At 64.9% G+C, this 26,444-nt stretch carries 26 protein-coding genes and 1 tRNA gene; 8 read left to right on the forward strand and 19 right to left on the reverse strand.

Annotation, left to right across the window (positions count from 1 at the left end; all coding sequences use genetic code 11):
• Nucleotides 1–133: 133 nt before the first annotated feature.
• From ACYQ01_RS04940 to rsmI, 3 genes are all read right to left on the reverse strand, one after another.
• Entirely contained in the window at nucleotides 134–493 is a 360-nt protein-coding gene (locus ACYQ01_RS04940) for an Hpt domain-containing protein (RefSeq protein ID WP_459932717.1), read from the reverse strand.
• Nucleotides 494–592: 99 nt separating this feature from the next.
• On the reverse strand, nucleotides 593–2,110 hold the full coding sequence (locus ACYQ01_RS04945; protein WP_459932718.1) for a two-component system sensor histidine kinase NtrB: 1,518 nt from the start codon (nucleotides 2,108–2,110) through the stop codon (nucleotides 593–595).
• Complete coding sequence (gene rsmI / locus ACYQ01_RS04950; RefSeq protein WP_459932719.1) at nucleotides 2,110–2,979, reverse strand: 16S rRNA (cytidine(1402)-2'-O)-methyltransferase; 870 nt, start codon at nucleotides 2,977–2,979, stop codon at nucleotides 2,110–2,112. The genes ACYQ01_RS04945 and rsmI overlap by 1 nt, the downstream gene beginning before the upstream one ends.
• 94 nt (nucleotides 2,980–3,073) lie before the next feature.
• On the opposite strand from rsmI, the gene ACYQ01_RS04955 reads away from it, so the two are divergent.
• Nucleotides 3,074–3,274, forward strand: a complete 201-nt coding sequence (locus ACYQ01_RS04955; protein ID WP_459932720.1) for a hypothetical protein — start codon at nucleotides 3,074–3,076, stop codon at nucleotides 3,272–3,274.
• Between the two features lie 9 nt (nucleotides 3,275–3,283).
• On the opposite strand, the gene ACYQ01_RS04960 is transcribed toward ACYQ01_RS04955, so the two are convergent.
• The 9 genes from ACYQ01_RS04960 to ACYQ01_RS05000 form a co-directional block, all read right to left on the reverse strand.
• Nucleotides 3,284–3,676 carry a YraN family protein gene (locus ACYQ01_RS04960; RefSeq protein ID WP_459932721.1) on the reverse strand — a complete coding sequence of 131 codons (393 nt, stop codon included), beginning with the start codon at nucleotides 3,674–3,676 and terminating at the stop codon, nucleotides 3,284–3,286.
• On the reverse strand, nucleotides 3,658–4,323 hold the full coding sequence (gene rnhB / locus ACYQ01_RS04965) for a ribonuclease HII (protein WP_459932722.1): 666 nt from the start codon (nucleotides 4,321–4,323) through the stop codon (nucleotides 3,658–3,660). Before rnhB ends, ACYQ01_RS04960 begins: the two co-directional genes overlap by 19 nt.
• A gap of 403 nt (nucleotides 4,324–4,726) precedes the next feature.
• A complete protein-coding gene (gene rplS / locus ACYQ01_RS04970) occupies nucleotides 4,727–5,080 on the reverse strand; it encodes a 50S ribosomal protein L19 (protein WP_459932723.1) in 354 nt (117 codons plus the stop codon).
• Nucleotides 5,081–5,116: 36 nt separating this feature from the next.
• Complete coding sequence (trmD, locus tag ACYQ01_RS04975) at nucleotides 5,117–6,394, reverse strand: tRNA (guanosine(37)-N1)-methyltransferase TrmD (RefSeq protein WP_459932724.1); 1,278 nt, start codon at nucleotides 6,392–6,394, stop codon at nucleotides 5,117–5,119.
• A gap of 6 nt (nucleotides 6,395–6,400) precedes the next feature.
• The gene (gene rimM, locus ACYQ01_RS04980; protein WP_459932725.1) at nucleotides 6,401–6,931 is read right to left on the reverse strand and encodes a ribosome maturation factor RimM; all 531 of its coding nucleotides are present in this window, start codon (nucleotides 6,929–6,931) and stop codon (nucleotides 6,401–6,403) included.
• Nucleotides 6,932–7,016: 85 nt separating this feature from the next.
• Complete coding sequence (locus ACYQ01_RS04985; RefSeq protein WP_459932726.1) at nucleotides 7,017–7,250, reverse strand: KH domain-containing protein; 234 nt, start codon at nucleotides 7,248–7,250, stop codon at nucleotides 7,017–7,019.
• 534 nt (nucleotides 7,251–7,784) lie between these two features.
• Nucleotides 7,785–8,030: a 30S ribosomal protein S16 gene (rpsP, locus tag ACYQ01_RS04990; RefSeq protein WP_459932727.1), complete on the reverse strand. Its 246-nt coding sequence runs from the start codon at nucleotides 8,028–8,030 to the stop codon at nucleotides 7,785–7,787.
• Between the two features lie 119 nt (nucleotides 8,031–8,149).
• The gene (gene ffh, locus ACYQ01_RS04995; protein WP_459932728.1) at nucleotides 8,150–9,601 is read right to left on the reverse strand and encodes a signal recognition particle protein; all 1,452 of its coding nucleotides are present in this window, start codon (nucleotides 9,599–9,601) and stop codon (nucleotides 8,150–8,152) included.
• 130 nt (nucleotides 9,602–9,731) lie between these two features.
• Nucleotides 9,732–10,919 carry a pyridoxal phosphate-dependent aminotransferase gene (locus ACYQ01_RS05000; protein WP_459932729.1) on the reverse strand — a complete coding sequence of 396 codons (1,188 nt, stop codon included), beginning with the start codon at nucleotides 10,917–10,919 and terminating at the stop codon, nucleotides 9,732–9,734.
• A 293-nt stretch (nucleotides 10,920–11,212) separates the two neighbouring features.
• On the opposite strand from ACYQ01_RS05000, the gene ACYQ01_RS05005 reads away from it, so the two are divergent.
• Nucleotides 11,213–13,192: a peptidase U32 family protein gene (locus tag ACYQ01_RS05005; protein ID WP_459932730.1), complete on the forward strand. Its 1,980-nt coding sequence runs from the start codon at nucleotides 11,213–11,215 to the stop codon at nucleotides 13,190–13,192.
• Nucleotides 13,193–13,342: 150 nt separating this feature from the next.
• The gene (locus tag ACYQ01_RS05010; protein ID WP_459932731.1) at nucleotides 13,343–14,182 is read left to right on the forward strand and encodes a cyclase family protein; all 840 of its coding nucleotides are present in this window, start codon (nucleotides 13,343–13,345) and stop codon (nucleotides 14,180–14,182) included.
• Between the two features lie 291 nt (nucleotides 14,183–14,473).
• Here ACYQ01_RS05010 and ACYQ01_RS05015 read toward each other — a convergent pair whose 3' ends face one another.
• On the reverse strand, nucleotides 14,474–16,000 hold the full coding sequence (locus tag ACYQ01_RS05015; RefSeq protein ID WP_459932732.1) for a sigma 54-interacting transcriptional regulator: 1,527 nt from the start codon (nucleotides 15,998–16,000) through the stop codon (nucleotides 14,474–14,476).
• A 145-nt stretch (nucleotides 16,001–16,145) separates the two neighbouring features.
• On the opposite strand from ACYQ01_RS05015, the gene ACYQ01_RS05020 reads away from it, so the two are divergent.
• The 3 genes from ACYQ01_RS05020 to ppnP are packed head-to-tail and all read left to right on the forward strand — an operon-like array spanning nucleotide 16,146 to nucleotide 18,436.
• On the forward strand, nucleotides 16,146–17,129 hold the full coding sequence (locus ACYQ01_RS05020) for a pentapeptide repeat-containing protein (protein ID WP_459932733.1): 984 nt from the start codon (nucleotides 16,146–16,148) through the stop codon (nucleotides 17,127–17,129).
• A gap of 2 nt (nucleotides 17,130–17,131) precedes the next feature.
• Nucleotides 17,132–18,070, forward strand: a complete 939-nt coding sequence (locus tag ACYQ01_RS05025) for a hypothetical protein (protein WP_459932734.1) — start codon at nucleotides 17,132–17,134, stop codon at nucleotides 18,068–18,070.
• A 42-nt stretch (nucleotides 18,071–18,112) separates the two neighbouring features.
• Nucleotides 18,113–18,436 carry a pyrimidine/purine nucleoside phosphorylase gene (ppnP, locus tag ACYQ01_RS05030; RefSeq protein ID WP_459932735.1) on the forward strand — a complete coding sequence of 108 codons (324 nt, stop codon included), beginning with the start codon at nucleotides 18,113–18,115 and terminating at the stop codon, nucleotides 18,434–18,436.
• A gap of 309 nt (nucleotides 18,437–18,745) precedes the next feature.
• Here ppnP and ACYQ01_RS05035 read toward each other — a convergent pair whose 3' ends face one another.
• Entirely contained in the window at nucleotides 18,746–19,711 is a 966-nt protein-coding gene (locus tag ACYQ01_RS05035) for an SPOR domain-containing protein (RefSeq protein WP_459932736.1), read from the reverse strand.
• Between the two features lie 85 nt (nucleotides 19,712–19,796).
• Here ACYQ01_RS05035 and rlmD point away from each other — a divergent pair, with 85 nt between their 5' ends.
• On the forward strand, nucleotides 19,797–21,140 hold the full coding sequence (gene rlmD, locus ACYQ01_RS05040; RefSeq protein ID WP_459932737.1) for a 23S rRNA (uracil(1939)-C(5))-methyltransferase RlmD: 1,344 nt from the start codon (nucleotides 19,797–19,799) through the stop codon (nucleotides 21,138–21,140).
• A 37-nt stretch (nucleotides 21,141–21,177) separates the two neighbouring features.
• On the opposite strand, the gene ACYQ01_RS05045 is transcribed toward rlmD, so the two are convergent.
• The 5 genes from ACYQ01_RS05045 to ACYQ01_RS05065 form a co-directional block, all read right to left on the reverse strand.
• On the reverse strand, nucleotides 21,178–21,642 hold the full coding sequence (locus tag ACYQ01_RS05045) for a pyridoxamine 5'-phosphate oxidase family protein (protein WP_459932738.1): 465 nt from the start codon (nucleotides 21,640–21,642) through the stop codon (nucleotides 21,178–21,180).
• Between the two features lies 1 nt (nucleotide 21,643).
• Nucleotides 21,644–22,342, reverse strand: coding sequence for a type 1 glutamine amidotransferase (locus ACYQ01_RS05050; protein WP_459932739.1), 699 nt, complete (start codon nucleotides 22,340–22,342; stop codon nucleotides 21,644–21,646).
• A 244-nt stretch (nucleotides 22,343–22,586) separates the two neighbouring features.
• Nucleotides 22,587–23,123, reverse strand: coding sequence for a hypothetical protein (locus ACYQ01_RS05055; protein ID WP_459932740.1), 537 nt, complete (start codon nucleotides 23,121–23,123; stop codon nucleotides 22,587–22,589).
• Between the two features lie 10 nt (nucleotides 23,124–23,133).
• Complete coding sequence (metG, locus tag ACYQ01_RS05060) at nucleotides 23,134–25,083, reverse strand: methionine--tRNA ligase (RefSeq protein WP_459932741.1); 1,950 nt, start codon at nucleotides 25,081–25,083, stop codon at nucleotides 23,134–23,136.
• 2 nt (nucleotides 25,084–25,085) lie between these two features.
• The gene (locus ACYQ01_RS05065; protein WP_459932742.1) at nucleotides 25,086–26,129 is read right to left on the reverse strand and encodes a PSP1 domain-containing protein; all 1,044 of its coding nucleotides are present in this window, start codon (nucleotides 26,127–26,129) and stop codon (nucleotides 25,086–25,088) included.
• Between the two features lie 200 nt (nucleotides 26,130–26,329).
• On the opposite strand from ACYQ01_RS05065, the gene ACYQ01_RS05070 reads away from it, so the two are divergent.
• Nucleotides 26,330–26,405: transfer RNA gene (locus tag ACYQ01_RS05070), tRNA-Lys, on the forward strand.
• Nucleotides 26,406–26,444 lie beyond the last annotated feature (39 nt).

Consider the following 26,444-nt stretch of genomic DNA (forward strand, 5'->3'; position numbering starts at 1 on the left):
AGCGTGGAGTTGTGAGGGGCTGGAAGCGACGGTCTCGCGAAAAGGGCTTCCGGTTACAAAAATTACCCTTTTCTCGGTTACGATATTTTCACTTGACAGAAATCCGACAGACCAACGCCCAAAAAACCAAAAGTTACAGACTGTTGATATCCACTGTCCGCATGGCCTCGGAGGTACGCACCAGGCAGTCGGCCACCCGGACCACCAATTCCTCCAAACCGTCCTGTTCGCCGGAGCGCGCGGCGGTTTCCAGAAGGTAGCTGGCTTGGCGCAACGGTTCGGCCTGCAAGGTGGCGCTGGCGCCTTTCAGCGAATGGGCCAAGCGCACGAGCTGGGAAAGGTCGCGCTCGGACATGGCGGCACGGAACTTCTCCAATCGCTCGGGGGTCTCGGCGGTAAAAACCTCGACCACCTCGGCGAAAAGGTCTTTGTCGCCTTCAAAATGAGCAAGGAGCTTTCGGGGGTCGATCAGGGAGGAGCCATCGGCATTCATAGGCGAGTATATCCTCGGCTGGTTTGATTGATCGATAGGGTAGCATAATGCCGGCCCGCGTCAATGGCACGGAGATACGCTTTTCCGTATTGACTTTATTCAATTATTTTGAGCTGATGCTTCATCAACTGCCAGAACGGGGGCCAATTTCAGGCACACGGTGGTGCCCTGGCCTTCCAGACTGGTCACCTCCACCGTGCCGCCCCAGTCTTCCAGGGACTTGCGGATCATGGCCAGCCCCAATCCCCCTCCCCGGCCTTTGGTGGAAAAAAACGGACTGAAGATTTTTTCGAGCACCTGCGAATTCATGCCGCGTCCGGTATCGCGCACGCAGAGAATGGGCCAGCCGTCCCGCATAAAGGCGCTCACTTCCACCTCGCCGGGCCCGTCGATGGCCTCCAGGGCGTTGTGCACCAGGTGGATGAGGCAGCGTTTCAGGGTGTCGGCATCGGCCTGGCACAAGGGCAAGTCCTTTCCGGGAATGAACACCAGGCTCACGTCCGTTCCCGTGAAGCTCGAACGCACGGCCTCCACGGCCTCCGCGGCCAGGGCCGCCGGGTTCACCCGGTCGGGAGCGATATCGGACGGTTTGGTGAATCCGAGAATTTCCTTGAGGATTCTGTCCAGCCTGGCCGTCTCTTCCAGGATGATGTGCACCTTTTCCCGCTCACGCTCGTCGAGATGCGAGGACTTGAGCAGCGAATTGGCGAATCCGCCGATGGCGAACAGGGGATTTCGGATCTCATGGGCCAGATATTGGCCCATTTTGCCCACGACGCCCATTTTTTCGTCCTGCTGGGCCCGTTTTTCCTCTTCGGTACGGCTGGTGATGTCGCGACGCATGACCAGAACATGCCCCACCGATCCGCTGGCCTCGTAAATGGGGTAGGCGTAGACCCGAAAGTAGCGCAGCCGGCCGTCCTTGCCGACCCGCGTTTCCAGGGCCTCGGCCTTTTTGCCCGTTTTCAAGGCCGTGTGAAACGGACAACTCATGGAATCGGGACGGCAAAACGGCATGTTTTCGTCCAGGGCCATGACCTCCCAACAGGGCTTGCGCAGCAGGGTCTGTTTGGACTCGCCGCTTCGCTGCATCACGCTCCGGTTGCAGTCCACCACCAGTCCCATGTGGTCGAGCAAAATAATGTCTTCGGGCACCTCGTCCACGATAGCCTGTATGAGGGCCTGCTGGCTGTCGAGACGGGTACGGCAGCGGGCGCTCATGGTGCCGAATTTGCTCAGCGCGCAAAGAAAAAACGAAGACGTGTGATCGATGAACACCACCGACTCGGGCAGGGAGGACGCGATCTGGCGCGCCTTGTAGCGCTGACCGGCCAGCTCGATGAGCAGGTTGATTTCGGGGTGGGCGGCCAGCATTTCCTTGTAGGTGTTGAAAATCGGCACGGAGACGATACGCGGATCGTTGAGCTTTTCCTTTTCCACGCCGGGCTCGGACAGGGCGCACAGATGCAAGGGGGGCAAAAACTCGCCGATGGCGGGGTCGAAGAGAATGTCGAGCATGGCCCGAAACCCCGGCCCCGTGCCGAGAATGCCCACTTCGAAGGAGTTGTCGTCCAAATCCCAAAGACAGTAGTCCGAAGGCAGGCGTTCGCCGTTCATCATCGCCCTCCCGGTAAGTCTTGATCCTGGCGCAGGGCCATCAAGCGTTCGTAGGCCTCCTTGACGCCGAGTCCGGCCAAACGAGCGGCCGCGCGCCTGGCCATTTCGCGCGGTTTTCCTCCGGCGGCCAGTTCCGCGGCCAGCACCCGATCCACATCCTCGTCGCGGGCCCTGGCCTCTTCCAGGGGCGGCCCCAACACCACGGTGATCTCGCCCAGAAGGTCGAGCTCCTTGCCGGCGAAATCCTCCAGACGGCCCACGCGAAACTCCTCGTGGATCTTGGTGATCTCGCGGGCGATGGCGCATTCGCGCGGTCCCAGGGTTTCGAGCGCCACGGCCAGGCTTTGGCCCAGACGGTCCTTGCGTTCAAAAAACACCAGCGTGCACGCGCATCCGGCGAACCGCTCGAACGCCTTGCGGATGTCGCCGGATTTGCGGGGCAAAAACCCCAAAAACGCGAACGGTTGGGCCGCCAGCCCGCTGGCCATGAGCGCGGCCGCCGCCGCGCACGGCCCCGGAACCGGGCGCACCCGGAACCCCGCCTCGCGGCAGGCCCGCACCAGCAGATATCCCGGATCGGAGAGCACCGGCGTGCCCGCGTCGGAAATGAGCGCGGCTTCGCTCCCTGCGGAAAGCAGGTCGAGCGCCTGGGGAATGCGTCCGGCCTCGTTGTGGTCGTAGAGCGACAGGAACCGTCCGGGGGGCAACCCCTGGGACGCAAAAAGCCGAGCCGCGCGCCGGGTGTCCTCGCAGAACACCACGGCGACCCGTCCCAGAATACGCCGGGCCCGCTCGGACATGTCCGCCGCATTGCCCAAAGGCGTGGCCACCACCCAGAGCGTGGCCGGGGTCGTGGTCTCGTCAACCATGTCTGTCGCGTCCTCTTGGGAACTATTTCACGCAAAGGCCGGGATTTCAAGCCGCGCGCTTGACCCGGACGAATCTCGCGCCTATTCATGACCTATGGTCGACGCAACCCACTCCATGGGGCCCATCTCCGTGACCCCCTCCGCCAAGAGCCTGATGACCGAAAACGTGGTCCAGGCCGCCCAGGTTGCGTTCGAACAAAATCCCGCGCCGTCCGCCCCGGTGTCGGTCAATGGCTGGACCGGGGTGTTCGAAAACGACGGCAAGGGGCGCATCCTGGGGCCCCTGACGGCCTGAGCCGCGCCGTCACCAGGGTTGCCAAGCCCGGGTGATCTCTTCCGCCTCGAACGCGTTTTCCAGCACTTGCGCCGAAAGCTCCCGGCCCCGTCGCACCACGCTCACCACGTCGAACCGGCAGGGCCGGCTCCACTGATCGGTTTCGCTCAGGTAGTGCGCCGCCGCCCGCACCAGGCGCGCCCGCTTGGTCCGGCCCACGGCTTCGGCCCCGGTTCCCAGGCTTCGGCCGTCGCGGCTTTTCACTTCCACAAAGACCAAGGTCGCGCCGTGGGCGGCGATGATGTCCACCTCGCCCCTGGGACACCGCCAGTTCCGGGCCACGACCCGATACCCCGAACGCTCCAGCAGGGCCACGGCCAGGTCTTCCCCCTGGCGGCCGAAGGTCAGATGCCCGGCAGACACGCCCGTTCCTGACGAATGGCCTCGGCCCGGGGCGTCACGCCCCGAAAGGTCAGGCGGTGCTGCCGGCACGGTCCCTTGGCCGCCAAGGCGGCCAGATGGGCCTTGGCCCCGTAGCCCTTGTGACCGGCCAGGCCGTAGCCTGGATAGCGGCGATCCAGAGAGCGCATGAGTCGGTCGCGAAAGACCTTGGCCAGCACCGAAGCGGCGGACACGGCGGGCACCAGTCCGTCCCCCCCCACCACGGCGCGTTGCGCCACGCCCTCCAGGGACAGCACGTGGGAAGGGATGATCTTGTTCCCGTCGATCACCAGCTTGGCCGGGACCGCGCCCAGGGCCCGCACCGCCCGGGCCATGGCGAGAAACGTGGCCTGAAGGATGTTGATGCGGTCGATGTCCCACGGCCAAACCACACCCAGGCCCCAGGCCAGGGCCTGGACCTTGATGGCCGGCTCCAAAACTTCCCGTTTGGTCTGGCTGAGCTTTTTCGAGTCGTCCAGGCCGGGCAGGTCGAAACGCGCGGGCAGGACCACCGCCCCGGCCACCACCGGCCCGGCCAGGCATCCCCGACCGGCCTCGTCCACTCCGGCGGTGAACCTCCGGTCCGCGAGCGAAGCGGTTCCCGGATCGAGCGCCCGGCAGGGGCTCACGAGCCCTCCCGCAAGCACGGCACGCCCCGGCTCCGGGGCGCACGCGAAAACAGTCGGGAAACGCCCCGCAAGGCCAAGGGGCCAGCGTCCGTCGCAGCCCCCAACGGGGCGCGTCCGAACGTCGGACCGCCCCTGACGGCGATCGACAACGCCGCGGGGAAACCGTGAAAAAGATACGTGCTCACGTTCCTCTGCCCAATTTGATTCCACCTGAGGGAAAAGAGGACCCGCTTCGGCCCTCTTCCAGGTCCGAGCGTGGCTGTTCGCCGTGTCCGCGCCGAAGATCGGCCGGCGCAAACGAAAAAAGGGGAGAGACCTCTGTCGCCAAAGGCCTTCCCCCACGAATTCCCCGCCGCCGAAGCGGCTTGCGCGCCGGGGACACGGCGCGAAATACGTTGCGGGACTAGTTGCCCCAGGCGTTCTTGGTCTTGATGCGCGAAGCCTTGCCCTTGAGTTTGCGCAGGTAGTACAGGCGCGAACGACGCACCTTGCCTTCGCTCATGACCTCCACGCGCTCGATAAACGGCGAGTGCATGGGGAAAATGCGCTCCACGCCCACGCCGTCGGACACCTTGCGCACCGTGAAGGTGCAGCCGGTGGTGCCCCGACGAAAACGCAGCACCGCGCCCTGAAAAACCTGGATGCGTTCTTTCTCGCCCTCCAGAATGCGGAAGTGCACCTTCACCGTGTCGCCGGCCTTGAACTTGGGCATATCCAAGCGAAGATGTTCGGTTTCGAGCTGACGAATGATGTCCATGGCCGTATCTCCTTGTCTCAAGCCGCCTTGGAGGGGCTAAAAAATATCCGACAACACGCGGTCGACCAGTATGGCCGCCGCCGAACGCACCGACAGGTGGTTGTAGGCCCCGTAGGGCCTGACCGGAGCGACCAGCCCGTCGGTCAAGGCCAGGGCTTCGGGGGCCAACCCCGATCCCGTGCCGAAAACCAGCAGTACCGGCTTTTCCTCAAGCGTCCGGCGTACCTCGGCGGGGGTCACTCCCCCGTCCGGCCTGGCGCTGGTGGCCAGCACCAGCGGGGCTTGTCCAGCGCTTTCGGCCACCGTCGTGATGGCCTCTTGCAGGCTGGCGCACACCCGCACAACACCCAGGGCCTCGGCCCGATCGGGGTTGGCCTGTCCGCCGGGTCCTTGCGTCCAGTGGGACACCAGGGTGGCGGCCAGGTCACGCTGGTCCGCGAGCGGCGTCACCACATGATACCCGCTCAGGCCATACGTCCGGGAAATGCGGGCTATATCGTGCAGGTCCAAATTGGTCAAGGACACAGTGACCCTGTGACCGAATTTATTGAGCACAGGCCCATGAACCAAGGCCAGATGCAGGTTTCGCCCCAGGCTGGTGCGACGCAGCCCGGCCAGAAAACGCCGATCCGCGCCGGTGAGAAACGCGTCGGCCAGGATGTCCGGGCGACGGTTCATGGTTTGGGTCAGGGCCATTTCACGTCGCCAACAGGCCACCTTGGCGTGATCCCCGCCCAGCAGCACCGGCGGGACGGCAAGCCCCTCGAACACTTCGGGCCGGGTGAAGTGCGGGTATTCGAGCAGGCCCTGACTGAAGCTCTCCTCCTCACCGGACTCCTCCTTGCCCATGAACCCGGGGGCCAACCGGGCCACGGATTCCATGAGGCACAGGCAGGCCGCCTCCCCGCCCGAGAGCACGAAGTCGCCCACGCTCACCAGCTCGATGGGGAAGAGTTCGAGCAGCCGTTCGTCGACGCCCTCGTAGCGGCCGCAGATCACGGTCAGCTCGCGCGCGGAGCACAGTTCGCGGGCCAGACGCTGGTCCAGGGGACGCCCGCGCGGCGACAAAAGCATCATGCGTCCGGGCCGTTCTATGGAGCGCAGGGCCGCCGCCAGCGGGACCGGGCTCATGACCATGCCGGGACCGCCTCCATAGGGTCTGTCGTCCACGGAACGGTGCTTGTCCAGGGAAAAGTCGCGCGGATTGACCAGCCCGACCTCCACCAGACCCTGTTGACGGGCCTTGCCCATGAGACCACAGGACAGGGGCGAGTCGAAAAATTCGGGAAAAAGCGTGACGATGGAAAAACGCACGATGGTTCAGCGGTACAGGTCGAGAAGACCCGGCGGGGGAGTCACGGTCACGGTGCGGGCTTCGACGTCGATGCCGGCCACGGTCTCGTCGTTGGCCGGAAGCAGGACCTCCTTGCCCTGAGGGGAGCGGATGCTCCACACGTCCTGGCCGGGCAGATCCAGAAAGCCCTCCAGCACGCCCACGGGGTCACCGTTTTCCAGCACCACGGCGAACCCTTCGATCTCGTGCAGATAGATTTCGTCCTCACCCGGGGGGGGCAGATCGCCCGCCTCCGCCAGCACTTCGGCGCCGCGCAGGGACTCGGCCCGGTCGCGATCGGCCACGCCCTCCAAGGTCACCAGCAGCCTGCCCTGATGGGGGCGCACACCGACCACGGTCAGGCCCTGGCCCGACTTTTGGGGCAAGCGCAGCCACAGGACCCGGCCCACGGCGTACAGATCCGCGGAGCTGGCGTGGTTTTCCACGCAGAGCTCCCCCCTGACGCCGTGCGGCTTGACCACCCGTCCGATGGCCACGAACTTGTCATGAGGCGACACCTCGGCGCCCTCCTTCCCTGCCGTGGCGAAACGGATCGTCCGACGACGGCGAGCCCGCCGACCGATGACGCGGGCCCCGGCCGGACTATTCGAGGATTTCCAGAACCGAGCGCTTGCCCGACTTGGTCGAAGCCGCGCCGAGCAACGTGCGCATGGCCCGAGCCGTGCGGCCCTGCTTGCCGATGACCTTGCCCAGGTCCTCCTTGGCCACGCGCAATTCGATGACCGAGGTCTGCTCGCCTTCGACTTCCTTGACTTCCACGGCGTCCGGGCTGTCCACCAACGCCTTGACCACGTATTCTATGAGTTCCTTCTGCACCGCTTCTCCTTGGCGCGAGCGAACGTCCGCCAGGGGTTGGGCTTCGAACGCGCTCCCGCGGCCTTGCCCGGCGAGTCACGCCCGGCCGAAACGCCGCGCCCGGCCGATCCGACACCCGTCCCGGCCTGGCCGCATGCGGCGGACCTTTCGGGACGGACTTTTCGGGACGGACCGCCCGAGGCTAACCGTCCTGGGCCGAGCTTGCGGGGCCGAGCTTGCGAGACGCCGTCCGCCGCACGTTCGGTTCGGCCCTCCCGGCGGAGCGCCCTCGGGGTTGAACCGGACGCACGTCGCCCGCCAGGTCTGACGGCCTTTCCCGCGCGCCCATCGGTATCGTTCACCGAGCTATCGTTCACCGACTCCGCACGTTTTCCGCGCCAGGGCCGCGTGCGGCAAGGCGGCGACACTTTTCGCCGAACGCGCAAGACGTGAAAGCCAACTCCCCGCCGCGCGGTTCGCGCACGCGGGGTTCGACTCTCACGAAACAACGCGGCCGGCGCAGTGTTCCAACCGGCCGACGGGGACCGCCCGTCCCTACTCCTGCGTGCCGATCTTGCTCAGCAGGGCCCGAACCGTGTCGGAGGGTTTGGCGCCACGCTCCATCCAGAGCTTGATCTTTTCGGCGTCCACTTTCACCTCGGCGGGCTGAACCATGGGGTTGTAGTAGCCCACGTAGTCGAGCGCGCGGCCGTCGCGACGGGTGGCGCTGTCCACGGCGACGATGCGATAGAAAGGACGCTTCTTGGAACCCATGCGGGTCAAACGGATCTTCATGGCCATGTTGTGTTCTCCCTTGGGGAAGGTGATGACGTTTGGTTGTGGCGAACAGGGTTCGCCTGGGCTGCGGCAGGAAAGTCGCTTCCTGTCCCGACGCCCGGGTGTTCCTGACGTGGCGGTCGCTAGCGCCGCTTCTTCTTGCGCTTTTCGCGCTTGTCTTTTTTCTTTTTGGTGGGGCTTGGCCTGCCGGCTCCGGCCAGGGCGCCGGCCATACCGGCCATGTTCGGTCCGCCCAGGCCCATGGGCATGCGCCCACCCGGCATGGCGGGCATCTTGCCGCCTCCCATCATGCGCTGCATCATGAGACGCATCTGCTCGAAATTCTTCAAAAGCGAAGTGACGTCCCCGACCGAGGTCCCCGAGCCCTTGGCGATGCGCTCCTTGCGGCTGGGGTTTATGATCTTGGGGTCCTTGCGCTCCTTGACGGTCATGGAGCCGATGATGGCTTCAAGCCGCGCCATCTCCTTGTCGGGCATCTGGATTTCGCCCAGTTGCTTGGTGAGCTTGCCCATACCCGGAATGAGCTTGAGAATGGACTCCAACGAGCCGAGTTTCTTCACCCGTTTCATCTGGGTGCGAAAATCGTCCAGGGTGAACTGGGCCTGGCGCAGCTTGCGCTGCATTTCCTCGGCTTCGCTCGCGTCGAATTCGGTCTGGGCCTTTTCGATGAGCGAGAGGATGTCGCCCATGCCCAGGATGCGGGAAGCCGCCCGGTCGGGGTGGAAAATCTCGAATTCCGAGGCCTTTTCGCCCACGCCCACAAATTTCACGGGCTTGCCCGTGACTTCCTTGATGGAAAGGGCCGCGCCGCCCCTGGCGTCGCCGTCCATCTTGGTGAGCACCACGCCCGAGATGTCCAGGCGCTGGTTGAAGCTGTCGGCCACGTTCACGGCGTCCTGACCGGTCATGGCATCGGCCACGAAGAGAATCTCTTGCGGATGCACGCCGGCCTTGATGGCGGCCAGTTCATCCATGAGGGGCTCGTCGATGTGCAGACGGCCGGCGGTGTCCAAGATCACCACGTCGCAGCCGGCTTCGGCGGCCTTGTTCAGGGCGTCCTTGCAGATGTCTTCCGGCTTCATATCCGTGGTGGAGGGATAGGCCGGAAAATCCAGCTGGGAGGCCAGCTTGTGCAACTGCTCGATGGCCGCCGGGCGGTAGACGTCGGCGGGCACCAGATAGGGTTTGCGCTTGTGTTCGCGCCGCAGCCACAGGGCCAGCTTGGCGGTGCTGGTGGTCTTGCCCGAACCTTGCAGGCCCACCATCATGACCACCAGGGGCCTGGAAGTCAGGTCCAGCGGCTTGGCCTCGCCGCCCAGCAGATTGATGATCTCCTCGTGGACGATCTTGACCACCATCTGACCGGGCGTGAGGGACTTCATCACGTCCTGGCCCAGGGCGCGCTCGCGTACCCGCTCGGTGAAGCCCTTGACCACCTTGAAGTTGACATCGGCCTCCAAAAGCGCCAACCGCACCTCGCGCAGGGCTTCCTGCACGTTGGTTTCGTCGAGGCGCGCGTGGCCGCGTATTTTCTTAAATACCGAGTCGAGGCGGTCTGTCAGGCTTTCGAACATGGGCACCCTTCCCTGAAAATAAAGCCCTCCTCCTTATCGACAGGAGGAGGGCAAGTCAAGTCCCGACTGGACGAGGCGGGGCGGGGCCGGGCCAATGCCAAGGCCGCGCACTGATTGTTTCGCGTGCTCTCTAGCAGCCCTCTTTGGCCTTCTTGAAGCCTTCGGCCGAATTTTCGATGACCTTGCGGTCCACGCAGAAGGCCAGGCGGAAGTAGCCCGGCAGGCCGAAGCCCGCGCCGGGAGCGGCCAGCACGCGCTGGGCCGTGAGCTTGTCCACGAAGGCCGCGTCGTTTCCGCCCGGAGCCTTGGGAAAAAAGTAGAACGCGCCCTGGGGCATGGTGAACTCGTACCCCGCGTCGGTGAGCACCTTGGCCATGGCCGCGCGGCGCTCGGCGTAGACCGCGGCGTCCACCTGGCTGCCCAGCACGCGCTGGATCAGACGCTGGCCGATGCACGGGGCGTTGACGAAGCCCAGGGTGCGGTTGGCGAACACCAGTCCGTCCACCAGTTCGCCCTTGTCCGGCATGTTCGGAGCCACGGCCAGGTAGCCCACCCGCTCGCCGGGCAGGGACAGATTCTTGGAAAACGACGTGCCCACAACCGTGAAGGGATAGAGCTTGGGCAGCGAGGGAACCACCGCGCCGTCGTAAGCCAGAAAGCGGTACGGCTCGTCGGAGAGCAGATAGATGGGACGTTTGCGCTTGGCGTTTTCGGCCATCAGGCCGTCGGCCAGGGCTTTCAGGGTCGCTTCGGGATAGATCACACCCGTGGGGTTGTTGGGCGAGTTGATCATCACCACCCGGGTCTTTTCGTTGATCGCTCCCAGGAGGGCGTCGACATCCAGGTCGAAGCTGGGCAGCTTGGAAGGCACGGTGACCAGCTTGCCGCCATGGTTGCCCACGTAGAACCCGTATTCGACGAAATAGGGGCTGGGACAGATGACCTCTTCGCCCGGATCGAGCACGGCGCGAAAGAAGCAGTTGAGCCCGCCGGCCGCGCCGCAGGTCATCACGATGTCTTGTCCGGAGTAGGGAACGCTCTGTTCCTTGCCGGCGTGGACGGCGAGGGCTTCGCGCACGTCGGGGTAGCCGGCGTTGGGCATGTAGCCTACGCTGAAGGGCTTGTCGGCTTCCTTGGCGATTTCGGCCAGGGCCTGTCCTACCGCGGGGGGCGGGGGCAGGTCGGGATTGCCCAGGCTGAAGTCATACACCTTGTCCGCACCGTGAATTTTCTTGAGTTCGGCTCCAAGCTCGAACATCTTACGGATCGCGGAACCTCTGGCCAGGGAATCGGCAATCTTCTCACTGAGCATGCTCATCGGCCACCTCCAAAATGTTGAAGGAAACCCCTATCCTGCAAACCGTCCCAGCGCAAGCCGCCGGGGCTTGCCAGACAGGGCGTTTGCGCGTACATCCCCCCGCTGCTCGCGGCCGGCCGTTCGAAGTTCCGGACACGGACGCCCAACCGGCAAGCCCGAGCGCGACGGCCTCACTTGAAAACAGCCCCCGCGCCGCCCCATGTCGGGCGTCCGGGCTTTCATGACGCGCTCCGGCCGCCGCCCCTTGCGGGCGGCTCTTTTCAAACCCCGTTCGAGAGATTACCAATTCTTCCATGACCCACACCCCCGAAATCCTCGCGCCGGCCGGAGGCCAAGCCGCCTTTCTGGCCGCGCTTTCCGCCGGAGCCGACGCCATATACTGCGGCCTCAAGCACTTCTCTGCCCGCATGCAGGCCGACAACTTCTCCATCCAGGAGCTTTCCCGCCTGACCGCCCTGGGCCACGCCAAGGACCGGCGCGTCTACGTGGCCCTGAACACCCTGGTCAAACCCGGGGAGGAACCCAAGGCCGGACGCCTCATCGACCGCCTGGCCCGCCACGTGCGCCCCGACGGCCTCATCCTGCAGGACATGGCCGTGGCTTCCCTGGCCCGGCAGGCCGGGTTCGCGGGCGAATTGCATCTTTCCACCCTGGCCAACGTCTCCAGTCCCTCGGCCCTGGCCCTCATGCCCGGGCTGGGCATAAGCCGCGTGGTGCTGCCGCGCGAGCTCAACCTGGACGAAATCCGCCAGATGGCCGCCGCCTGCCCCGAGGGGGTGACCCTGGAAGTGTTCGTGCATGGCGCGCTGTGCCACAACGTGTCGGGACGCTGCTACTGGTCGAGCTTTCTGGGCGGCAAAAGCGGGCTGCGCGGACGCTGCGTGCAGCCGTGTCGCCGGGTTTTCACCCGCAAGGGGCAGTCCAGCCGGTACTTTTCCTGCCAGGACCTCTCCCTGGACATTCTGGCCAAGACGCTTCTCACCATCCCTCAGATCGCCGCCTGGAAAATCGAAGGCCGCAAGAAAGGCCCCCACTACGTCTTTTACACCACCAGCGCCTACCGCGTGCTGCGCGACGCCCCGGACGATCCCCACGCCAAGAAGGCCGCGCTGGATTTTCTGGACCAGTCCCTGGGCCGGCCGGCCACGCACTACGGGTTTCTGCCCCAGAAACCCAAGGCCCCGGTGGATTCCTCGGCCCAGACCGGATCGGGACGCCTGGTGGGACGCCTGAGCCTGCGCGAAGGACGCAAATACTTCATCAATCCCCGGGAGATCCTCATCCCCGGGGACCTGATACGGGTGGGGTACGAGGACGAACCCGGACACCAGGTGGTGCGGGTGACCAAGAGCATCCCCAAGGGCGGACGCTTCGACCTGCCACCCAACCCGGCGGCCAAGACCCGACCCAAGGCCGGCATGCTGGCCTTTTTGATCGACCGGCGCGAGCCCGAGCTGGTGACCCGCGTTCGCGCGCTCGAACAGGAGTTGGACAAGCTGCCCGATCCCGGCTCCATTGAGTCGTCCTTCGAGCCCAAGGCGCCCGCCCCGGCCAAGCTGCCCCGGGGAGCCAGGACCGAGAGCATTCACGTCTGGCGGCAGTTGCCCTCGGGCCCCAGCCGGGGAGCGGCCGGGGTGTGGGTTTCGGCCACCAAGACCCAGCACCTGCCCCTGGGCAAGGCCGGCATGGTCTGGTGGTGGATGCCCCCGGTGGTCTGGCCCAACGAGGAAAAGGACTTCCAGGACATCCTGGAAATCATCCTCAAGCGCGGGGGCAAAAAATTCGTGCTCAACGCTCCGTGGCAGACCGCCTTGCTCGGCCGCAAGCGCCGCGAAATGGAATTGTGGGCCGGACCGTTCTGCAACACCGCCAACATCCTGGCCCTGGACGCCCTCAAGAGCCTGGGCTTCGACGGCGCGGTGGTGAGCCCCGAGCTTTCAGGCGAGGAGATTCTCGGCCTGCCCAAGAAGAGCCCCCTGCCCCTGGGCGTGGTCACCCACGGCTACTGGCCCCTGGGCGTGAGCCGCACCATGACCCAGGAGGTCAAGAGTTGCGAGCCCATCGCCAGCCCCAAAGGCGAAATCTGCTGGGTCACCCGCTACGGACAGAACTTCTGGATCTACCCGAACTGGGAAATCGACCTGCACGACAAAGAGGCCGAGCTGACCAAGGCCGGCTACCTGCACCTCATCCACATGCGCGAACCCCTGCCCAAGAGCATCCTGCAAAAGGATCGCGGCGGCCTGTTCAACTGGGAAGTGGGGTTGTTGTAGGGAAGAAGAAGACGGGGGGAGGAAACCCCTTGTGTGAACACAAGGGGTTTCCTCCCCCCGAGCCCCCCTCCTTCCCCAAAAAAACTTTATCCGGCTCTGTTGTTGGACGAAGACGACGGAAACGAGCCGCACAGGAAGGAGGGGGCGATCATGAACAGCGCGATGCGTCACGCCGGCCCGCTTGTCCTGGCGATAGGGATGGCTATGGCCTTCGTCCCTTGCGCCATGGCGGGGGAAAAGCTCACGCTCGAAGACGCCTGGAACGTCCTGAAAGAAAAGCGTTTCGTCGACCTGACCCACGCCTTTTCACCGGGAATTCCGCACTGGAAGGGCTTCCCCGACGAAAAACGGGAGACGCTCTACTGGTACGATCCCGGAAAGGGCAAGCTGGGAGCCGGCTTCTACGCCCAGTCCTACACCCATGTCGGCCAGTGGGGCACCCATGTCGACCCGCCGGCCCACTTCGCCCAGGGATTGCGCACCGTGGACCGGATCGACCTGAAGGAAATGATCCTGCCCCTTGTGGTGATCGACGCGCACGAAGCCGCGGCCAAGAACCCGGACTACGTCGTCACCATGGCCGACGTCAGGGACTGGGAGAAGCGTCACGGCCCGATTCCCGAAGGCGCGTTCGTGGCCATGCGAACCGATTGGTCCAAGCGCTGGCCGGACGGGGACGCCATGCAGAACCGGGACGCCCGGGGCGTGGCCCACTATCCGGGCTGGAGCATGGAGGTGCTGCGCTACCTCTACGAGGAGCGCAAGATCACGGCTTCGGGCCACGAGACGACCGACACCGACCCCGGACTGGCCACTTCCAAAGACGATTACGCGCTGGAAACCTACATTCTGAAGAACAACCACTACCAGATCGAACTTCTGGCCAACCTCGACCAGACGCCGGAGGCCGGCGCCCTGATCGTGGTCACCTTCCCCAAGCCCAAGGACGGCTCAGGATTTCCCGCCCGGGTATTCGCGATCCTGCCCTAGATTGCTTTTCCCTTTGAAAAACAAAGCGATTCGAGGGTGCCGCAAAAAAGAAAAAACAGCCGCTCACGTCGCGAAGGTGAAAGGGATCCCAAAGGGGGCGCGCCCCGTTGGCCGCCGAAGGCGTCTTACACAGCCCATTGAAAAATTCTTGCCAGCACGTTTTTTGAACAGGCTGCAAGAATAGACTTTTTGGGCGGGCTGCTAACGACTCCGCATGCGAAAGCCCCCTGGCCGACGATCCGTCAGTCAGGCCCCGTCGTCCTTGCTTATCGTTCGGGAGCCCTGCGGCCGTCAGGGGATGTTCAATCCCAACTGGCGGTATTCGTTGAGCTTGTTGCGAAGGGTGCGCACGGAGATGCCCAGCAGTTGGGCGGCCTGCGTGCGGTTGCCGGACGTTTGGTCCAGGCTTTTGAGGATCATCTGGCGTTCCAGCACGTCGAGCGGCACCACGCCTTCGAGAAAGGCGGCTTGGCCCTGTCCGGCCTGACCGGCGTCGCCCGGCTGTTCTTCCTGGCCTTCCGCGTTGACCGAACTGACGCGCTCCATAAGGACGGCCGGCTCTTCGGGAATGTCCTCGTAGAGCGGGGCCTCCTCGCCTTCGAGAAGAAAGTGCGCCTTGGTGATGGGTCCGGCTCCGGCCAGAAGCACGGCGCGTTCCATGAGGTTCTGCAGCTCGCGCACATTGCCCGGCCAGTCGTAGGAGGTGAGCCACGCGATGGCCTCGTCGGAAAAGGCCAGCTTGGGCAGGCCGTAGGCCTTGCGGTATTTGTCCACAAAGTAGCCGGCCAGACGCAGGACGTCCTGTCCGCGTTCGCTCAGCGCCGGCAGTTTGAGCGGAATGACGTTCAGACGGTAGTACAGGTCCTGGCGGAACTTGCCCTCTTCGACGTACTGTTCGAGGCGACGGTTGGTGGTGGCCAGAACGCGCACGTCCACCTTCACGGTCTCGACCCCGCCCACCCGGTCGAACTCGCCCTCTTGCAGCACGCGCAAAAGCTTGGCCTGGAGCCCCAGGTCCATCTCGGAAATTTCGTCGAGCAGAATGGTGCCCCCGGCGGCCAGCTCGAACTTGCCCAGCTTGCGGGCAATGGCTCCGGTGAAGGCGCCTTTTTCGTGCCCGAACAACTCGCTTTCGAGCAGGTGTTCGGGCAGGGCCGCGCAGTTGAGCGCCACGAACGGCTTGCCCGCCCGGTCGGAATGGGCGTGCAGGTAGCGGGCGAACATTTCCTTTCCGGTGCCGGACTCGCCGGAAATGAGCACCGTGGCCCGGCTTCTGGCCACTTGCTTGGCCAGGGCCAACACCCGCAAAATGGCCGGATGCGCGCCGATGATGGCGAAGCGCTCGCCGGTCTGTCCCTGGACGGGCGCGGCCGGCGTCGGTCGTCCGTTCGTGGCGGGAGCGGGGGGCGACACGCCCTTGGGGGGAGGCGAAACGGCGGGAGTCGGCGGGGTTTCTTCGGGCTCGTCGTCGGGCAGCACGGCCAGAATCTTTTCCCAGTCCAGCGGTTCGAGCCAGTAGTCCTTGGCCCCCTGTTCGAGCAGTTGGCGGGCTTCCTCGGCGTTGCCCCTGGCGGTGAAAACGACCACCGGGGGGAAATCGGTCTCTTCGCGGCCGGCGGCCAACAGGGACGAGGCTTGGTAGACTCCGCCGATCTTGGCCTGGGAAAAAATCAGACTCGGCCGGGTTTTTTTGACAAAAGCCAAGGCTCCAGCCAGGGACTCGGCGATGCCCGCCTCGATTCCGGCTTCCTTGAAGTGGCCCGACAAGGCGGTGACTGCGTGGGCCTGGGCCACGAAGAGAATCGTCTTTCCCGGCATGAAAGCCTTCTTATCCGCAAGTCAAACGCATAGCAATCGTCGGCGCCGTGTTTCCCGGTTCTTTTCACAAGCGCCCTCCCTTGCCCTTATGGTCGCAAGACCGTATCGTGCGCCCCGATAACGGTTTCCGGTTCAGGACGTACGCATGGCCGACAAGGGACAACTCGAAATACTCGCCCGCGGGGTGAAAGCCTGGAACGCCTGGCGCAGGGAAAATCCCCGCGTCCCGGTGGACCTTTCCCGCGCCGACCTCTCCGGGGCCGACCTGCGCGGGGCCAACCTGTCACGGGCCAACCTGAACCGGGCCTCCCTCAACCTGACCAAGCTCGACCGGGCCAACTTGGCCTTCGCCGAACTCAAACGGGCCAAGCTTTCCTTCGCCCGGCTCCACCACGCGGACCTGCGCGCCGCGTCCCTGACCCGCGCCCTGGCCGACGACGCCGTGTTTTCCCGGGCCAACCTGACCTGCGCCAACCTGATCCGGGCGGAACTCACCAACACCACCTTCGCCTACGCCAACCTGGCCGACGCCAACCTCAGCGGGGCCAACCTCTCCGGCGCCGACCTCACGGGCGCCCAGGTCATGAACGTGCGCTACGACACGGGCATCTTTTTCCCCCTGGTGCGGCGCATCGGCTTCCGGGTCGGCCGGCTGCGACGGTATTTCAAGGACTTGATGCTCGACACCACCATGCGGGTCAAGGGCGTCAACGCCTCGTCGTGTTACGGAAGCCAGCGCTTCAAGGTTTTTCTGCAAGACCAGGACTTTCTCGAAGAGTATTTCGATTCGCCCCGCCACCGCCTGCTCATGGTGGTTTGGTGGGCGCTTTCCGACTGCGGGAGATCCACCAGGCGATGGGCCCTGTGGTCGCTGTTTTTCGCCCTGTTTTTCGCCTTTGTTTATTATTGTCTGGGGCCGAAGCATTTCCTGTTTCAAAGCCTGCCTTTCTCCTTCGTCACCCTGGTCTATTTCAGCGGGGTCACCTTCACGACCCTGGGGTTCGGCGACATCGCCCCGGTCACCCACACGGCCTCGCTGGTGGTGCTGGCGGAGGTGATTCTGGGATATGTGATGCTCGGCGGCCTGGTTTCCATCTTTTCGGGCAAACTCGCCCGCAGGGGAGGTTGAACGTGGACTTCTTGGATACACCCTACGGACGGCTGGGGCCGCTCGCCTTTGTGGAGCGCGACGCGTCGGACGGGGTCACCAGCGTGACCGCCTCCGGTCCCTTCACCGTGCACACCCCCCTGGGGCCGCTTACGCCCCAGCACACCACCGACGACATGCGCCGCCCCAAAGTGGAGCCCCTGACCTTCCATCGCGGCGGCGCGATCCGCACCATCGCCCTGGAAAACCGGACCAAGGTTTCCACCCCCCTCGGCCCCATGGAAGCCGAGCTGCTCACGTTTCATCCCGACGGCAGCCTGCACAGGCTGTTTCCCTTGAACGGCAAGCTTTCAGGCTACTGGACGGTTGAAGAGGAAACCAGCCTGGCCGGGCCGGTGAGCCTCATCACCCCGGCCGGACCGGTCACGGCAAAGCTGGTCGGCATACGCTTCTCGCCGGCCGGACGCCTCATCGGCCTGACCCTGTGGCCGGGCGAAATCGTGGAGATCAACACGCCCGTGGGCCGGCGCAAGGCCCGCATGGGCATGACGTTCCACGAAGACGGCGCACTGGCTTCCTACGAACCGGCCGAGCCCTCGGAGACGCCGACCCCCATCGGCGCCATGATGGCCTTCGACCCCGAAGCCAGCGGCGTACACGGCGACACCAATTCCCTGACCTTCGCCCCGAACGGAAGCCTCCTGGCCCTCACAACCACCATGCACACGGTGGCCGTGATCCTTGCCGACGGGTCCAAACAACTTTTCGCCCCGGCCATGATTCCCAACCTGTGCGACGAAACGGTGCTCGAACCCAAGGGCATTCGTCTGCGGTTCCCCCCCGGGGCCGTGCTGGTGGACGAGGCCGGCCCCTTCGACCTGGCGGACCACACGTTCGAACTGGGACGGCCCCAGGCGGGCGGTTTCGAACTGGGAGCCCTGCCGCTCATGCATTGCGGCTGATCCGCGTCCCCATCCAACCTTCATAACCCCGGAGAAGACCCCATGACCCCAGCGGAACGCTTCGACAACGTGACCGTACAGACTTTGGCCAACATCTTTTTCGAGGGCAAAGTGGTGAGCCACACCTTCTGGGACGCCACGGGAAAACGCCGCTCGCTCGGCGTGATGCTGCCCGGCACCTACGCCTTCAACACCGGCGACCCGGAAGTCATGGCCATCACGGCCGGCACGGTGCGCGCCCGCATCGCCGGAGAGGACGAATGGGGCGTGTACAAGGCGGGACAGAGCTTTCGCATCCCGGGCAATTCGTCCTTCGACGCCGAAGTGGTCGGCGAGCCGGCTCAGTATCTGTGCATTTTCGGATAGGTTCGCCCGCTGATGAAGCGCCGTCGCCCTTTCGGAGCTGTCCCGGGGCGCGCGGTGCCAAGCTGTGGGGAAGAAAAAGAGAAAGAAGCGCGTGAAGACCTGGGGGAAAGGGATCGCCTGTACCCGAGGAGTCCCTCCCCCAAGCCTCTGAAAACGTTCAGGGACCGGCAACGGGCCCCCCGCTGATGCGTCAAGACCGAAGCGCAAGGACGCGGGAAAACAGCCGCCGGCGAAGGCGTTACGGCAAAGCGATGACGCTCCCGGCGCGGGCCGCCCAAACGCCAAGGCGTCCGGTCCGGCCGCCGGACTTCAGCGCCGCTCCTGCGCGCCGGGAAAGCCCAGTGCGGCCAGCCGGCGCTTGAATTCCTGGGGAGGGTCCGAACTTTTGGCCAACACCCAGTAGAATTCCCGGCCGTTGGCCTGGGCCAGCTCGAAAAAGGCCTCCACGCCCTGGGCGCGAAGCCGATCCGCCAAGGTCTCGGCCTGCACCACGTTGGGCAGCGCGGCCACCCGCATCACCACCATCCGCCCGGCCGGAGGCGTCGAGCCGGAAACGCCCGGTTTCGCATCCGAGCCTTCCAGGTCCCGCTGGGAGCGAGGCCGTTCGCCCGTCCGGGCCAGGGCGGGCGCTCCCGGAGACACGGCGTACAACTCGGACGCCGCCTCGCTCGCCGCTTTCAGCGGATCGTCGCCCGCCACGGGAACCCCGGCGGGTTGGTCCACAAACGCATAGGTGAGTTCGATGCTCTGGGAAAGACCCGCGCCGCTTTGGTCCTCGTCCTGTCCGGTGCAGTCCAGCACGGCGAGCATGGCGCCTTCCTTCCGGGCGCGTTCGGTCAATTCCTGCAGGGTGGTGAGCAGGGTCTTGCGGCAGACGCATGCCGGCACGGGCGCTCCCTGGCCGTTGTCGCGGCATACGGAAACCGAAAAGGTGCGGTGGCGCGACACCACGGCCTCGGTTTTGGGAACAAAAGCGTAGCGAATGGTGTAGGCCGAATCCGGGCAACGCCGCGCATCCGGGCAGGGCGATTCCCAGTTCACGCCGCTTTTTTGCAGGTTGTCCACAAAATCGGCCACCAGGGCCACATTTTCCGGGCCGGCCTTGTCGGCCAAAAGCATCACCACCTCGGACGCCACGGAAATGCAGCGGCAGGCCCTGTCCAGGCCCACCCGGCTCATGTCGCAAATGGAGCGGACCTGCCAGTCCCGCTGCCCCCAGGCCGCATTGGCGCAGGCCAGAAGCAAGATGACAAACAAGAAAGGCGCACGGGCCATCTTCACCCCCACGGCGCTCCCGTATACCACGCGGGACAATCCCTCAACCCTTGCCAGACCGGGGCCGCCGGGGCACACTGGAGCCATGAGCCTGTCCAACGACCAGAGAGTCGAACTCGAAATCGAAAAAACGGTAGCCGGCGGGGCCGGACTGGCCCGAAAGCAGGGCCAAGTCTTTCTCGTGGAGGGCGCTTTGCCCGGATCGACCATTCTGGCCCGCAAGACGAAATTTCTTCGCCCCGGCCCCTGGGCCGAATTGGCGGAAGTGCTCGTCCCCTCCCCCCACGCGTGCGACCCTCCCTGCCCGCATTTTGGCCTCTGCGGCGGCTGCGCCTGGCAACACGCCCTCTACGCCTCGCAACTGGCCTTCAAGCGCGAGATCGTGGCCGAGCAGTTGAGCCGCCTGGGCGGACTTTCCGTCGAACCCGGCCCGACCGTGCCCTCGCCATCCCCTCTGGGCTACCGCAACAAGATGGAGTTCGCCTTCGGTCCGGGTCCCACGCTGGGACTCAAGGCCAGACGCGGCCCCGACCGGGTGGTGGAGGTGGACAGCTGCCCGCTCCTGCCCTCCCCGGCCATGGACATTCTGGAAGCCGTGCGCGACGTGGCCCAACAAAGCGGCCTGGGAGCCTACGACCATCGCACGGGACGCGGCGTGTGGCGGCATGCCGTGTTGCGTCACAGCGTGGCCGAAAACCGGTGGCTCGTGCAGCTCATCGTGTCGGGAAACGTCAGGCCGGACAGCCTGCTCCCCCTCGGACGCGAGGTGCTCCAACGCTTCAAGGGCGTGGTGTCCGGCGTGATCCTGGGCCTGCGCAAGGCCCGCTCGGACTACGCCCTGGCCGAACGCCGCGCCTGGGCCCTGGGCCGGGACCATCTGGTCGAAACGCTCGGGGGGCTGGCCTTCCAGGTCTCGGCCGAATCGTTCTTTCAGACCAACACCGGCGGGGCCGAACGCCTGATCGAAACCCTGTTGCACGCCGCCCAACCGGCCCCGAACATGACCGCCTGGGACCTCTACTGCGGCGTGGGCAGCCTGAGCCTGCCCCTGGCCAGGGCCGGCGTCTCGGTGGACGGTTTCGAACAAAATCTCCGGGCCGTAAAGGACGCCACGGCCAACGCGACCCGCAACGGCCTGGAACTGGCGCGCTTTCACGCGCGCGACATCCTGGACGTCCTGAAGGCGCCGCCCGATAGGCCGGACCTCATCGTGCTCGATCCGCCGCGCGCCGGGCTCCACCCCGAAGCGCCGCCGCTTTTGGCGGCCGCGGGCGCCCGAAAAGTCGTCTACGTTTCCTGCGATCCGGCCACGCTGGCCCGGGACCTGGACCGGCTCTCCCCGGCCTACGCCGTGGAAAGCGTCACGCCGGTGGACATGTTCCCCCAGACCCCCCACGTGGAATGCGTGGCCGCGCTGGTTCGGCGCTGACGCCGGCAACGGACGCCTCGCGGGCACGGCCCTGGCCCTACTCCGGGGCCGGATTGGACTTGCCGGTCATCTCCCGCACGTCAATGCGCACCACGGCCGTGCGTTCGAGAACCTCCGGCGGGTACTCGCCGGTGGGACCTTCGTGCTGGGCCATGATCACGTTCAGGGCGGCGGTCTTCTCGGCCGGATCGGCCAGCTCGCAGGCCGTGCCGAACCCGCTGATCGACTTGTAGTGCGTGGTGTACCCGCACCCCTTCACCTGTCGCACCAGCTCGTATTCGGCCACGGCCTGGAAACTCACCAAGCCGTTTTTGCGCAGGCACTCGATCTTGCGCCCCTCCGGGGCGCAGTGAAAAAACACCGCGCCCTCGGCATAGCCGAAGTTCACCGTCACCGCGTAGGGACGTTCGCCGTCCCACAGGGCCAGATGAAGAATGCGGCAGCGGCGCAACAGCGCCTCCACCAGGGACTTGTCCTTGATTTCCCGCTTGGCCTTGCGCATGTCAGATCTCCCGGGCCATGTTGACCAGCAACCGGTCCATCAGGGCGTTCAGGGCCGGCAGGGCTTCGGTCTTGGCGCGCATGGCCTCGGCGGTCTGCACATACGCTCCTCCCGGGGCCAGCTCGTCCGCGCAGTTGGCGATGAGCGATTCCATGCTTTCGGTGGTGGTCTCCAAATGGAACTGCAATCCCACCAGCTTGGCCCCCACGGCAAAGGCCTGGTTCGCGCAGGCCTCGCTCGAAGCCAGGCACGAGGCCCCGCGAGCGATGGCGAACGTGTCGCCGTGCCAATGAAAGGGTGAAAACGCTTCGGGAAATCCCGCGAACGCCGGCGAGCTCTTGCCCCAGGGCGTCAAGCGCACGGGCAACCAGCCGATCTCGCGCTCGGGGTTTTTGTCCACGGCCGCGCCCAGGGCTTCGGCCAGGAGTTGGGCCCCCAGACACACGCCCAGCACGCTGCGCCCAGCGGCCATGGCCTGGCGCAGGAACTGCTTTTCCGCCGCCAGCCAATCGTATTGGCGTTCGTCATGGACGCCCATGGGACCGCCCATGACCACCAGGAGGTCGAAATCCTTGACCGAGGGGAGAGGATCACCAGCGAAAAGCCGAGTGCGGACCAAAGGATGCCCATGTTTCGCCGCGGACTCCGCGATGGCGGCAGGGCCTTCGAACGGCACGTGTTCAAACGTGTGAATACGCATACGGACCTCCTGGGGCAGGTGTACCCGATGCCCCCGCGAGGTCAAGAGAAACCGAAACGGTCGGATTTTGGCCACGGCCCGGCCCGGACCCGCGCAACGCCCGGCCTTTTGCCCGGGCCGTTCGCGCGCCCGCTCGCCGGCGCGACTTTCGCGGCGCGGCCTGGAGTCTCGCGCCCGCCGTCCCGCACAGCGCCGGCTCACGGAGATCGGGAGGGACCATCATGGCGGACGGCCCTCCCGCTTTTTACTCTTTTGTCTTTCCGCTTCCGTTCTTTTCGGACTTTTGCCGCTCCTTGAGCTCCCGGGTCTGGGCCTTGCGTTCGGCCCTGCGTCCGGCTTCCTCGATCCGATCGGCCTTCATGTTGGCCTTGAGCTCCTTGCGGGCGATCCGCATGGCGGCAAACCACTGGGAGGATTGACGCGTGAAGAGCAACACCGCCCCCACGACCTGCATGGCGTTGGTCGCCAGGAGAAACAGATCCGCCGGGATCAAGCCCTTGGCGACTCCGTAAACGGCTCCGAAGGCGTTGAGCCCGACGACCAGCACAATGACGTAGCAGGACCACCGGAAGCCGATGCCGGCAAAAAACGTGAACAGCAGCCAGACCGCGAGCTCCAACGCCAGACGAAACGTCTGCGCAATGGGAACCGACGCGTCGTCTGGAGTCGCTCCCATCAAGAGAACGTATTTGACAATACCGAGACAGGCGGCAAGGTACAGCAGCCAGACCGCCCAGTTCGCGACCCTGGGTCGCTTCGGAAAGCTGACAATCCGGACCATGGCAAGCTCCTTACGAGACCGCGCTGCCCGGAACCACCTGGGCCGACGGGGCCAACAGTTCGAGTCCGCCCTCGCGGCGCACGGCCAGAATCATCCCCCGCGAGACCACGCCGCGCAGCTTGCGCGGCTTCAGATTCGCCACCACCACCACTTGGCGCCCCACCAGATCGGCGGGTTTCCAGAATTCGGCGATTCCGGCCACCACCTGGCGAGGCGCGCCCTCGCCCAGGTCCACGCTCACCAGCAGGAGCTTGTCGGCCTTGGGCACGGGAGCCACTTCCACCACCGTGCCCACCTTGAGGTCGAGCTTTTGAAAATCCTCGAAATCCACCTCGGGTTTGCCCGGGGAGGCCGCTTCCCGCTCCGTGTCGGCCTTGGCCTTGGCGGCCTTGTCCGGCTGGGCTGCGGGCTTGGGCTCCTGCGGGGCCAGCTCCACCCGGGGGAACAGGGTCGAGGCGGCGCTCACCTCCCCGCCGGCCACCAGGGTGCCCCAGATGTCGACCTCGGTGTCCAGGCGCACGTCTCCGGGCTTGGACGACACGCCCAATTGTTCGAGCATGGTCGCCGCGGCCGAAGGCATGACCGGCAGCAGATGCGCGGCCACTTTGCGCATGCATTCGAGCAGGGTGTACATGACCGTGGCCAGGCGCGAGGAGTTCTTTTCCTTGTACAGCGCCCAGGGGGCCTGGGTGTCGATGTACTTGTTGAGTCCGCGCACCAGCTCCCACAGGGCGTCCAGGGCCCGGGCGGTCTGGAAGCGGCCGAAGAGGCGCTGGAAGTTCTCGCAGGCCTGCCGGGCCAGCCCGATGAGTTCCTCCTCGTCGGGTCCGCCCTGTCCGGCCTGCGGGACGCGGCCGCCGAAATAGCGGTGGGTCATGGAAAGCGCGCGGTTGAAGAGGTTGCCCAGATCGTTGGCCAGGTCCGCGTTGAAGCGCCCGGCCACGGCTTCTTCGGAAAACGAGGAATCGTGTCCCAGGCTCATCTCGCGCAGCAGGAAATACCGGAACCCGGCCACACCGTACTTTTCGGCCATGGCCAGCGGGTCCACCACGTTGCCCAGGGACTTGGACATCTTGGTTTCCTTGATCAGCCAATAGCCGTGCACGGTGAGGTCCTGGTAGGGCTCCATGCCCATGGCCTTGAGCATGGTGGGCCAGAACACGGCGTGGGGCTTGAGGATGTCCTTGGCCACCAGATGGTGGGCGGCGGGCCAGTAGCGGGCCGTGTCCTCGCCGTCGGGCCAGTCCAGCGCGGAAAGGTAGCTCAACAGCGCGTCGAACCAGACGTAGGTGACGTAATTCGTGTCAAAGGGCAGTTCCACGCCCCAGTCCAGGCGGGACTTGGGTCGGGAGATGCACAGGTCTTCCAGGGCCCCGCTTTCCAGGAGGGCCAGCACCTCGGAGCGGTACTGTTCCGGGCGCACGAAGTCGGGGTTGGCCTTGATGTGGTCGAGAAGCCATCCCTGGTATTTGGACATGCGGAAAAAGTAGTTCTTTTCCGCGATGTATTCCGGCTTGGTCAGGTGGTCGGGGCACAGGCCGTTGACCAGCTCCTTTTCCGTATAGAAGCGCTCGCAGCCGAAACAGTAGTGGCCGCCGTACTCGCCGAAATAGATATCGCCCGCGTCGTACACCCGTTGCAGCGCCGTTTGCACCTTGCGTTTGTGGGCTTCGTCCGTGGTGCGCACGAAACGGTCGGGTTCGATTTCGAGCTTGGGCCACAAGGCGCGAAAAGCGGCGCTGATGGTGTCGCAATAGGCCTTGGGTTCGCTGCCCGCGGCCTGGGCGGCCTTGACGATCTTGTCGCCGTGCTCGTCCGTGCCGGTTATCAGACAGGCATCGCGGCCCATCAGCCGGTTGAAACGCACCATGGCGTCGGCCAGGATGGTGGTATGGGCATGCCCCAGATGGGGCCGGGCGTTGACGTAATAGATGGGCGTGGTCAGGTAGAAGCGCTCCACGTTCACTCTCCGGGTTGTTCTTTGGCCTCGCCCCCGCCCTCTTCGGGACGCCGGGTCTTGGGCTTGCGTTTGCGTTTGCGTTTGGCGCGGGTGCGCGACGGATCGCCGTCCGGGCCTTCGGCCGGCTCGGATTCGCCGTTGCGGCCGGCCTGGTCGCCCCCGGAGACAGGCCTGGGGGCGCGTTCCTGCCGGTCGTGGCGCTGCGCGGGGGCCTGCTGCGGGGTTATGTAGGGAGTCCAGACCTCGCCGGCCAGGGCGCGCCATTCGTCCAGGGTGAGCTCACGCTCGTCGCCGTCTTCGGTGAGCACCGAAAGCGTTTCGCGAAAAATGTTGGAGCGCAACACCTTCACGGGGCCCTGGGTGGTCTGGTACTTCTTGCCGAACTTGGGGCAGCGGCGCTGGAACTCCTCGTAGGAGTTCTGCTCATAGGCCAGGCAGCACAAAAGCCGGCCGCACATGCCCGAGATCTTGGCCGGATTGAGAAAAAGATTTTGCTCCTTGGCCATTTTGATGGTCACGGGCTGAAACTTGCGAATAAACCGGGCGCAGCAGCACATCTGTCCGCAGTTGCCTATGGCTCCCACCATCTGGGTCTCGTGGCGCACCCCGATCTGACGCAGCTCGATGCGGGTGCGGTAGGCCTTGACCAGGTCCTTGACCAGCTCCCGAAAGTCGATACGACCCGGAGCGGTGAAATAAAAGACCATCTTGGACCGGTCGTGGAGGATCTCCACGTCCACGAGCTTCATGTCCAGGGCCCGATCGGCAATGCACTGACGGCAATAGCGCAGGCCTTCCTGGGCGAGTTCGAGATTTTCCCGGTGCTGAACAAGGTCTTCCTCGTCGGCCGGACGCAGGATGGGCTTGATCTCTTCCATCTCGAGGCCTGCGGGCGGGGATTCGAGCACGGCCGCCACCTGGGCCATGGCGACGCCCTGCTCGGTCTTGACCAAAACCTTGGCCCTGCATTTGAGCTCGAACGGGCCGGCTTCAAAATAGTAGAGCTGCCCATTGTCGCGAAATCTCAAGCCCAGAAAATAACTCATGATTTATCCGAGAGGCCCGCAGGCTGTTTGGTGTTGGTTGACGAAACATGTCATGATAGCGTCAATCGCCGTGAACTTCAAACACAACCCTCGGGGCCGCTTCGAGAAGTTTTTTTAAAAAAAGTGAATTCGTCTGTTGACAACCAAAGCGGCCACGCGTAAACGCTTTCTTCCCGTCGGACGAAACGTCCACGCGGCACGGGTCATTAGCTCAATTGGTAGAGCAGTGGACTCTTAATCCATTGGTTGTAGGTTCGAGTCCTACATGGCCCACCAAATATATGAAGGGGTTAGCCCAAAAGGCTAACCCCTTCT

The sequence above is a fragment of the Fundidesulfovibrio butyratiphilus genome, from assembly GCF_054657235.1.

Excerpts from the sequence above, each read along its gene's own strand:
- ACYQ01_RS05005 (WP_459932730.1), top strand. The coding sequence starts at position 11,213 with ATGACCCACACCCCCGAAATCCTCGCGCCGGCCGGAGGCCAAGCCGCC.
- ffh (WP_459932728.1), bottom strand. The coding sequence starts at position 9,601 with ATGTTCGAAAGCCTGACAGACCGCCTCGACTCGGTATTTAAGAAAATA.
- ACYQ01_RS05050 (WP_459932739.1), bottom strand. The coding sequence starts at position 22,342 with ATGCGTATTCACACGTTTGAACACGTGCCGTTCGAAGGCCCTGCCGCC.
- ACYQ01_RS04940 (WP_459932717.1), bottom strand. The coding sequence starts at position 493 with ATGAATGCCGATGGCTCCTCCCTGATCGACCCCCGAAAGCTCCTTGCT.
- ACYQ01_RS05035 (WP_459932736.1), bottom strand. The coding sequence starts at position 19,711 with ATGGCCCGTGCGCCTTTCTTGTTTGTCATCTTGCTTCTGGCCTGCGCC.
- rpsP (WP_459932727.1), bottom strand. The coding sequence starts at position 8,030 with ATGGCCATGAAGATCCGTTTGACCCGCATGGGTTCCAAGAAGCGTCCT.
- rlmD (WP_459932737.1), top strand. The coding sequence starts at position 19,797 with ATGAGCCTGTCCAACGACCAGAGAGTCGAACTCGAAATCGAAAAAACG.
- ppnP (WP_459932735.1), top strand. The coding sequence starts at position 18,113 with ATGACCCCAGCGGAACGCTTCGACAACGTGACCGTACAGACTTTGGCC.
- ACYQ01_RS05055 (WP_459932740.1), bottom strand. The coding sequence starts at position 23,123 with ATGGTCCGGATTGTCAGCTTTCCGAAGCGACCCAGGGTCGCGAACTGG.
- ACYQ01_RS05000 (WP_459932729.1), bottom strand. The coding sequence starts at position 10,919 with ATGAGCATGCTCAGTGAGAAGATTGCCGATTCCCTGGCCAGAGGTTCC.
- rplS (WP_459932723.1), bottom strand. The coding sequence starts at position 5,080 with ATGGACATCATTCGTCAGCTCGAAACCGAACATCTTCGCTTGGATATG.
- rsmI (WP_459932719.1), bottom strand. The coding sequence starts at position 2,979 with ATGGTTGACGAGACCACGACCCCGGCCACGCTCTGGGTGGTGGCCACG.
- ACYQ01_RS04955 (WP_459932720.1), top strand. The coding sequence starts at position 3,074 with ATGGTCGACGCAACCCACTCCATGGGGCCCATCTCCGTGACCCCCTCC.
- ACYQ01_RS04945 (WP_459932718.1), bottom strand. The coding sequence starts at position 2,110 with ATGAACGGCGAACGCCTGCCTTCGGACTACTGTCTTTGGGATTTGGAC.
- ACYQ01_RS05045 (WP_459932738.1), bottom strand. The coding sequence starts at position 21,642 with ATGCGCAAGGCCAAGCGGGAAATCAAGGACAAGTCCCTGGTGGAGGCG.
- ACYQ01_RS05020 (WP_459932733.1), top strand. The coding sequence starts at position 16,146 with ATGGCCGACAAGGGACAACTCGAAATACTCGCCCGCGGGGTGAAAGCC.
- ACYQ01_RS05010 (WP_459932731.1), top strand. The coding sequence starts at position 13,343 with ATGAACAGCGCGATGCGTCACGCCGGCCCGCTTGTCCTGGCGATAGGG.
- ACYQ01_RS05065 (WP_459932742.1), bottom strand. The coding sequence starts at position 26,129 with ATGAGTTATTTTCTGGGCTTGAGATTTCGCGACAATGGGCAGCTCTAC.
- ACYQ01_RS05015 (WP_459932732.1), bottom strand. The coding sequence starts at position 16,000 with ATGCCGGGAAAGACGATTCTCTTCGTGGCCCAGGCCCACGCAGTCACC.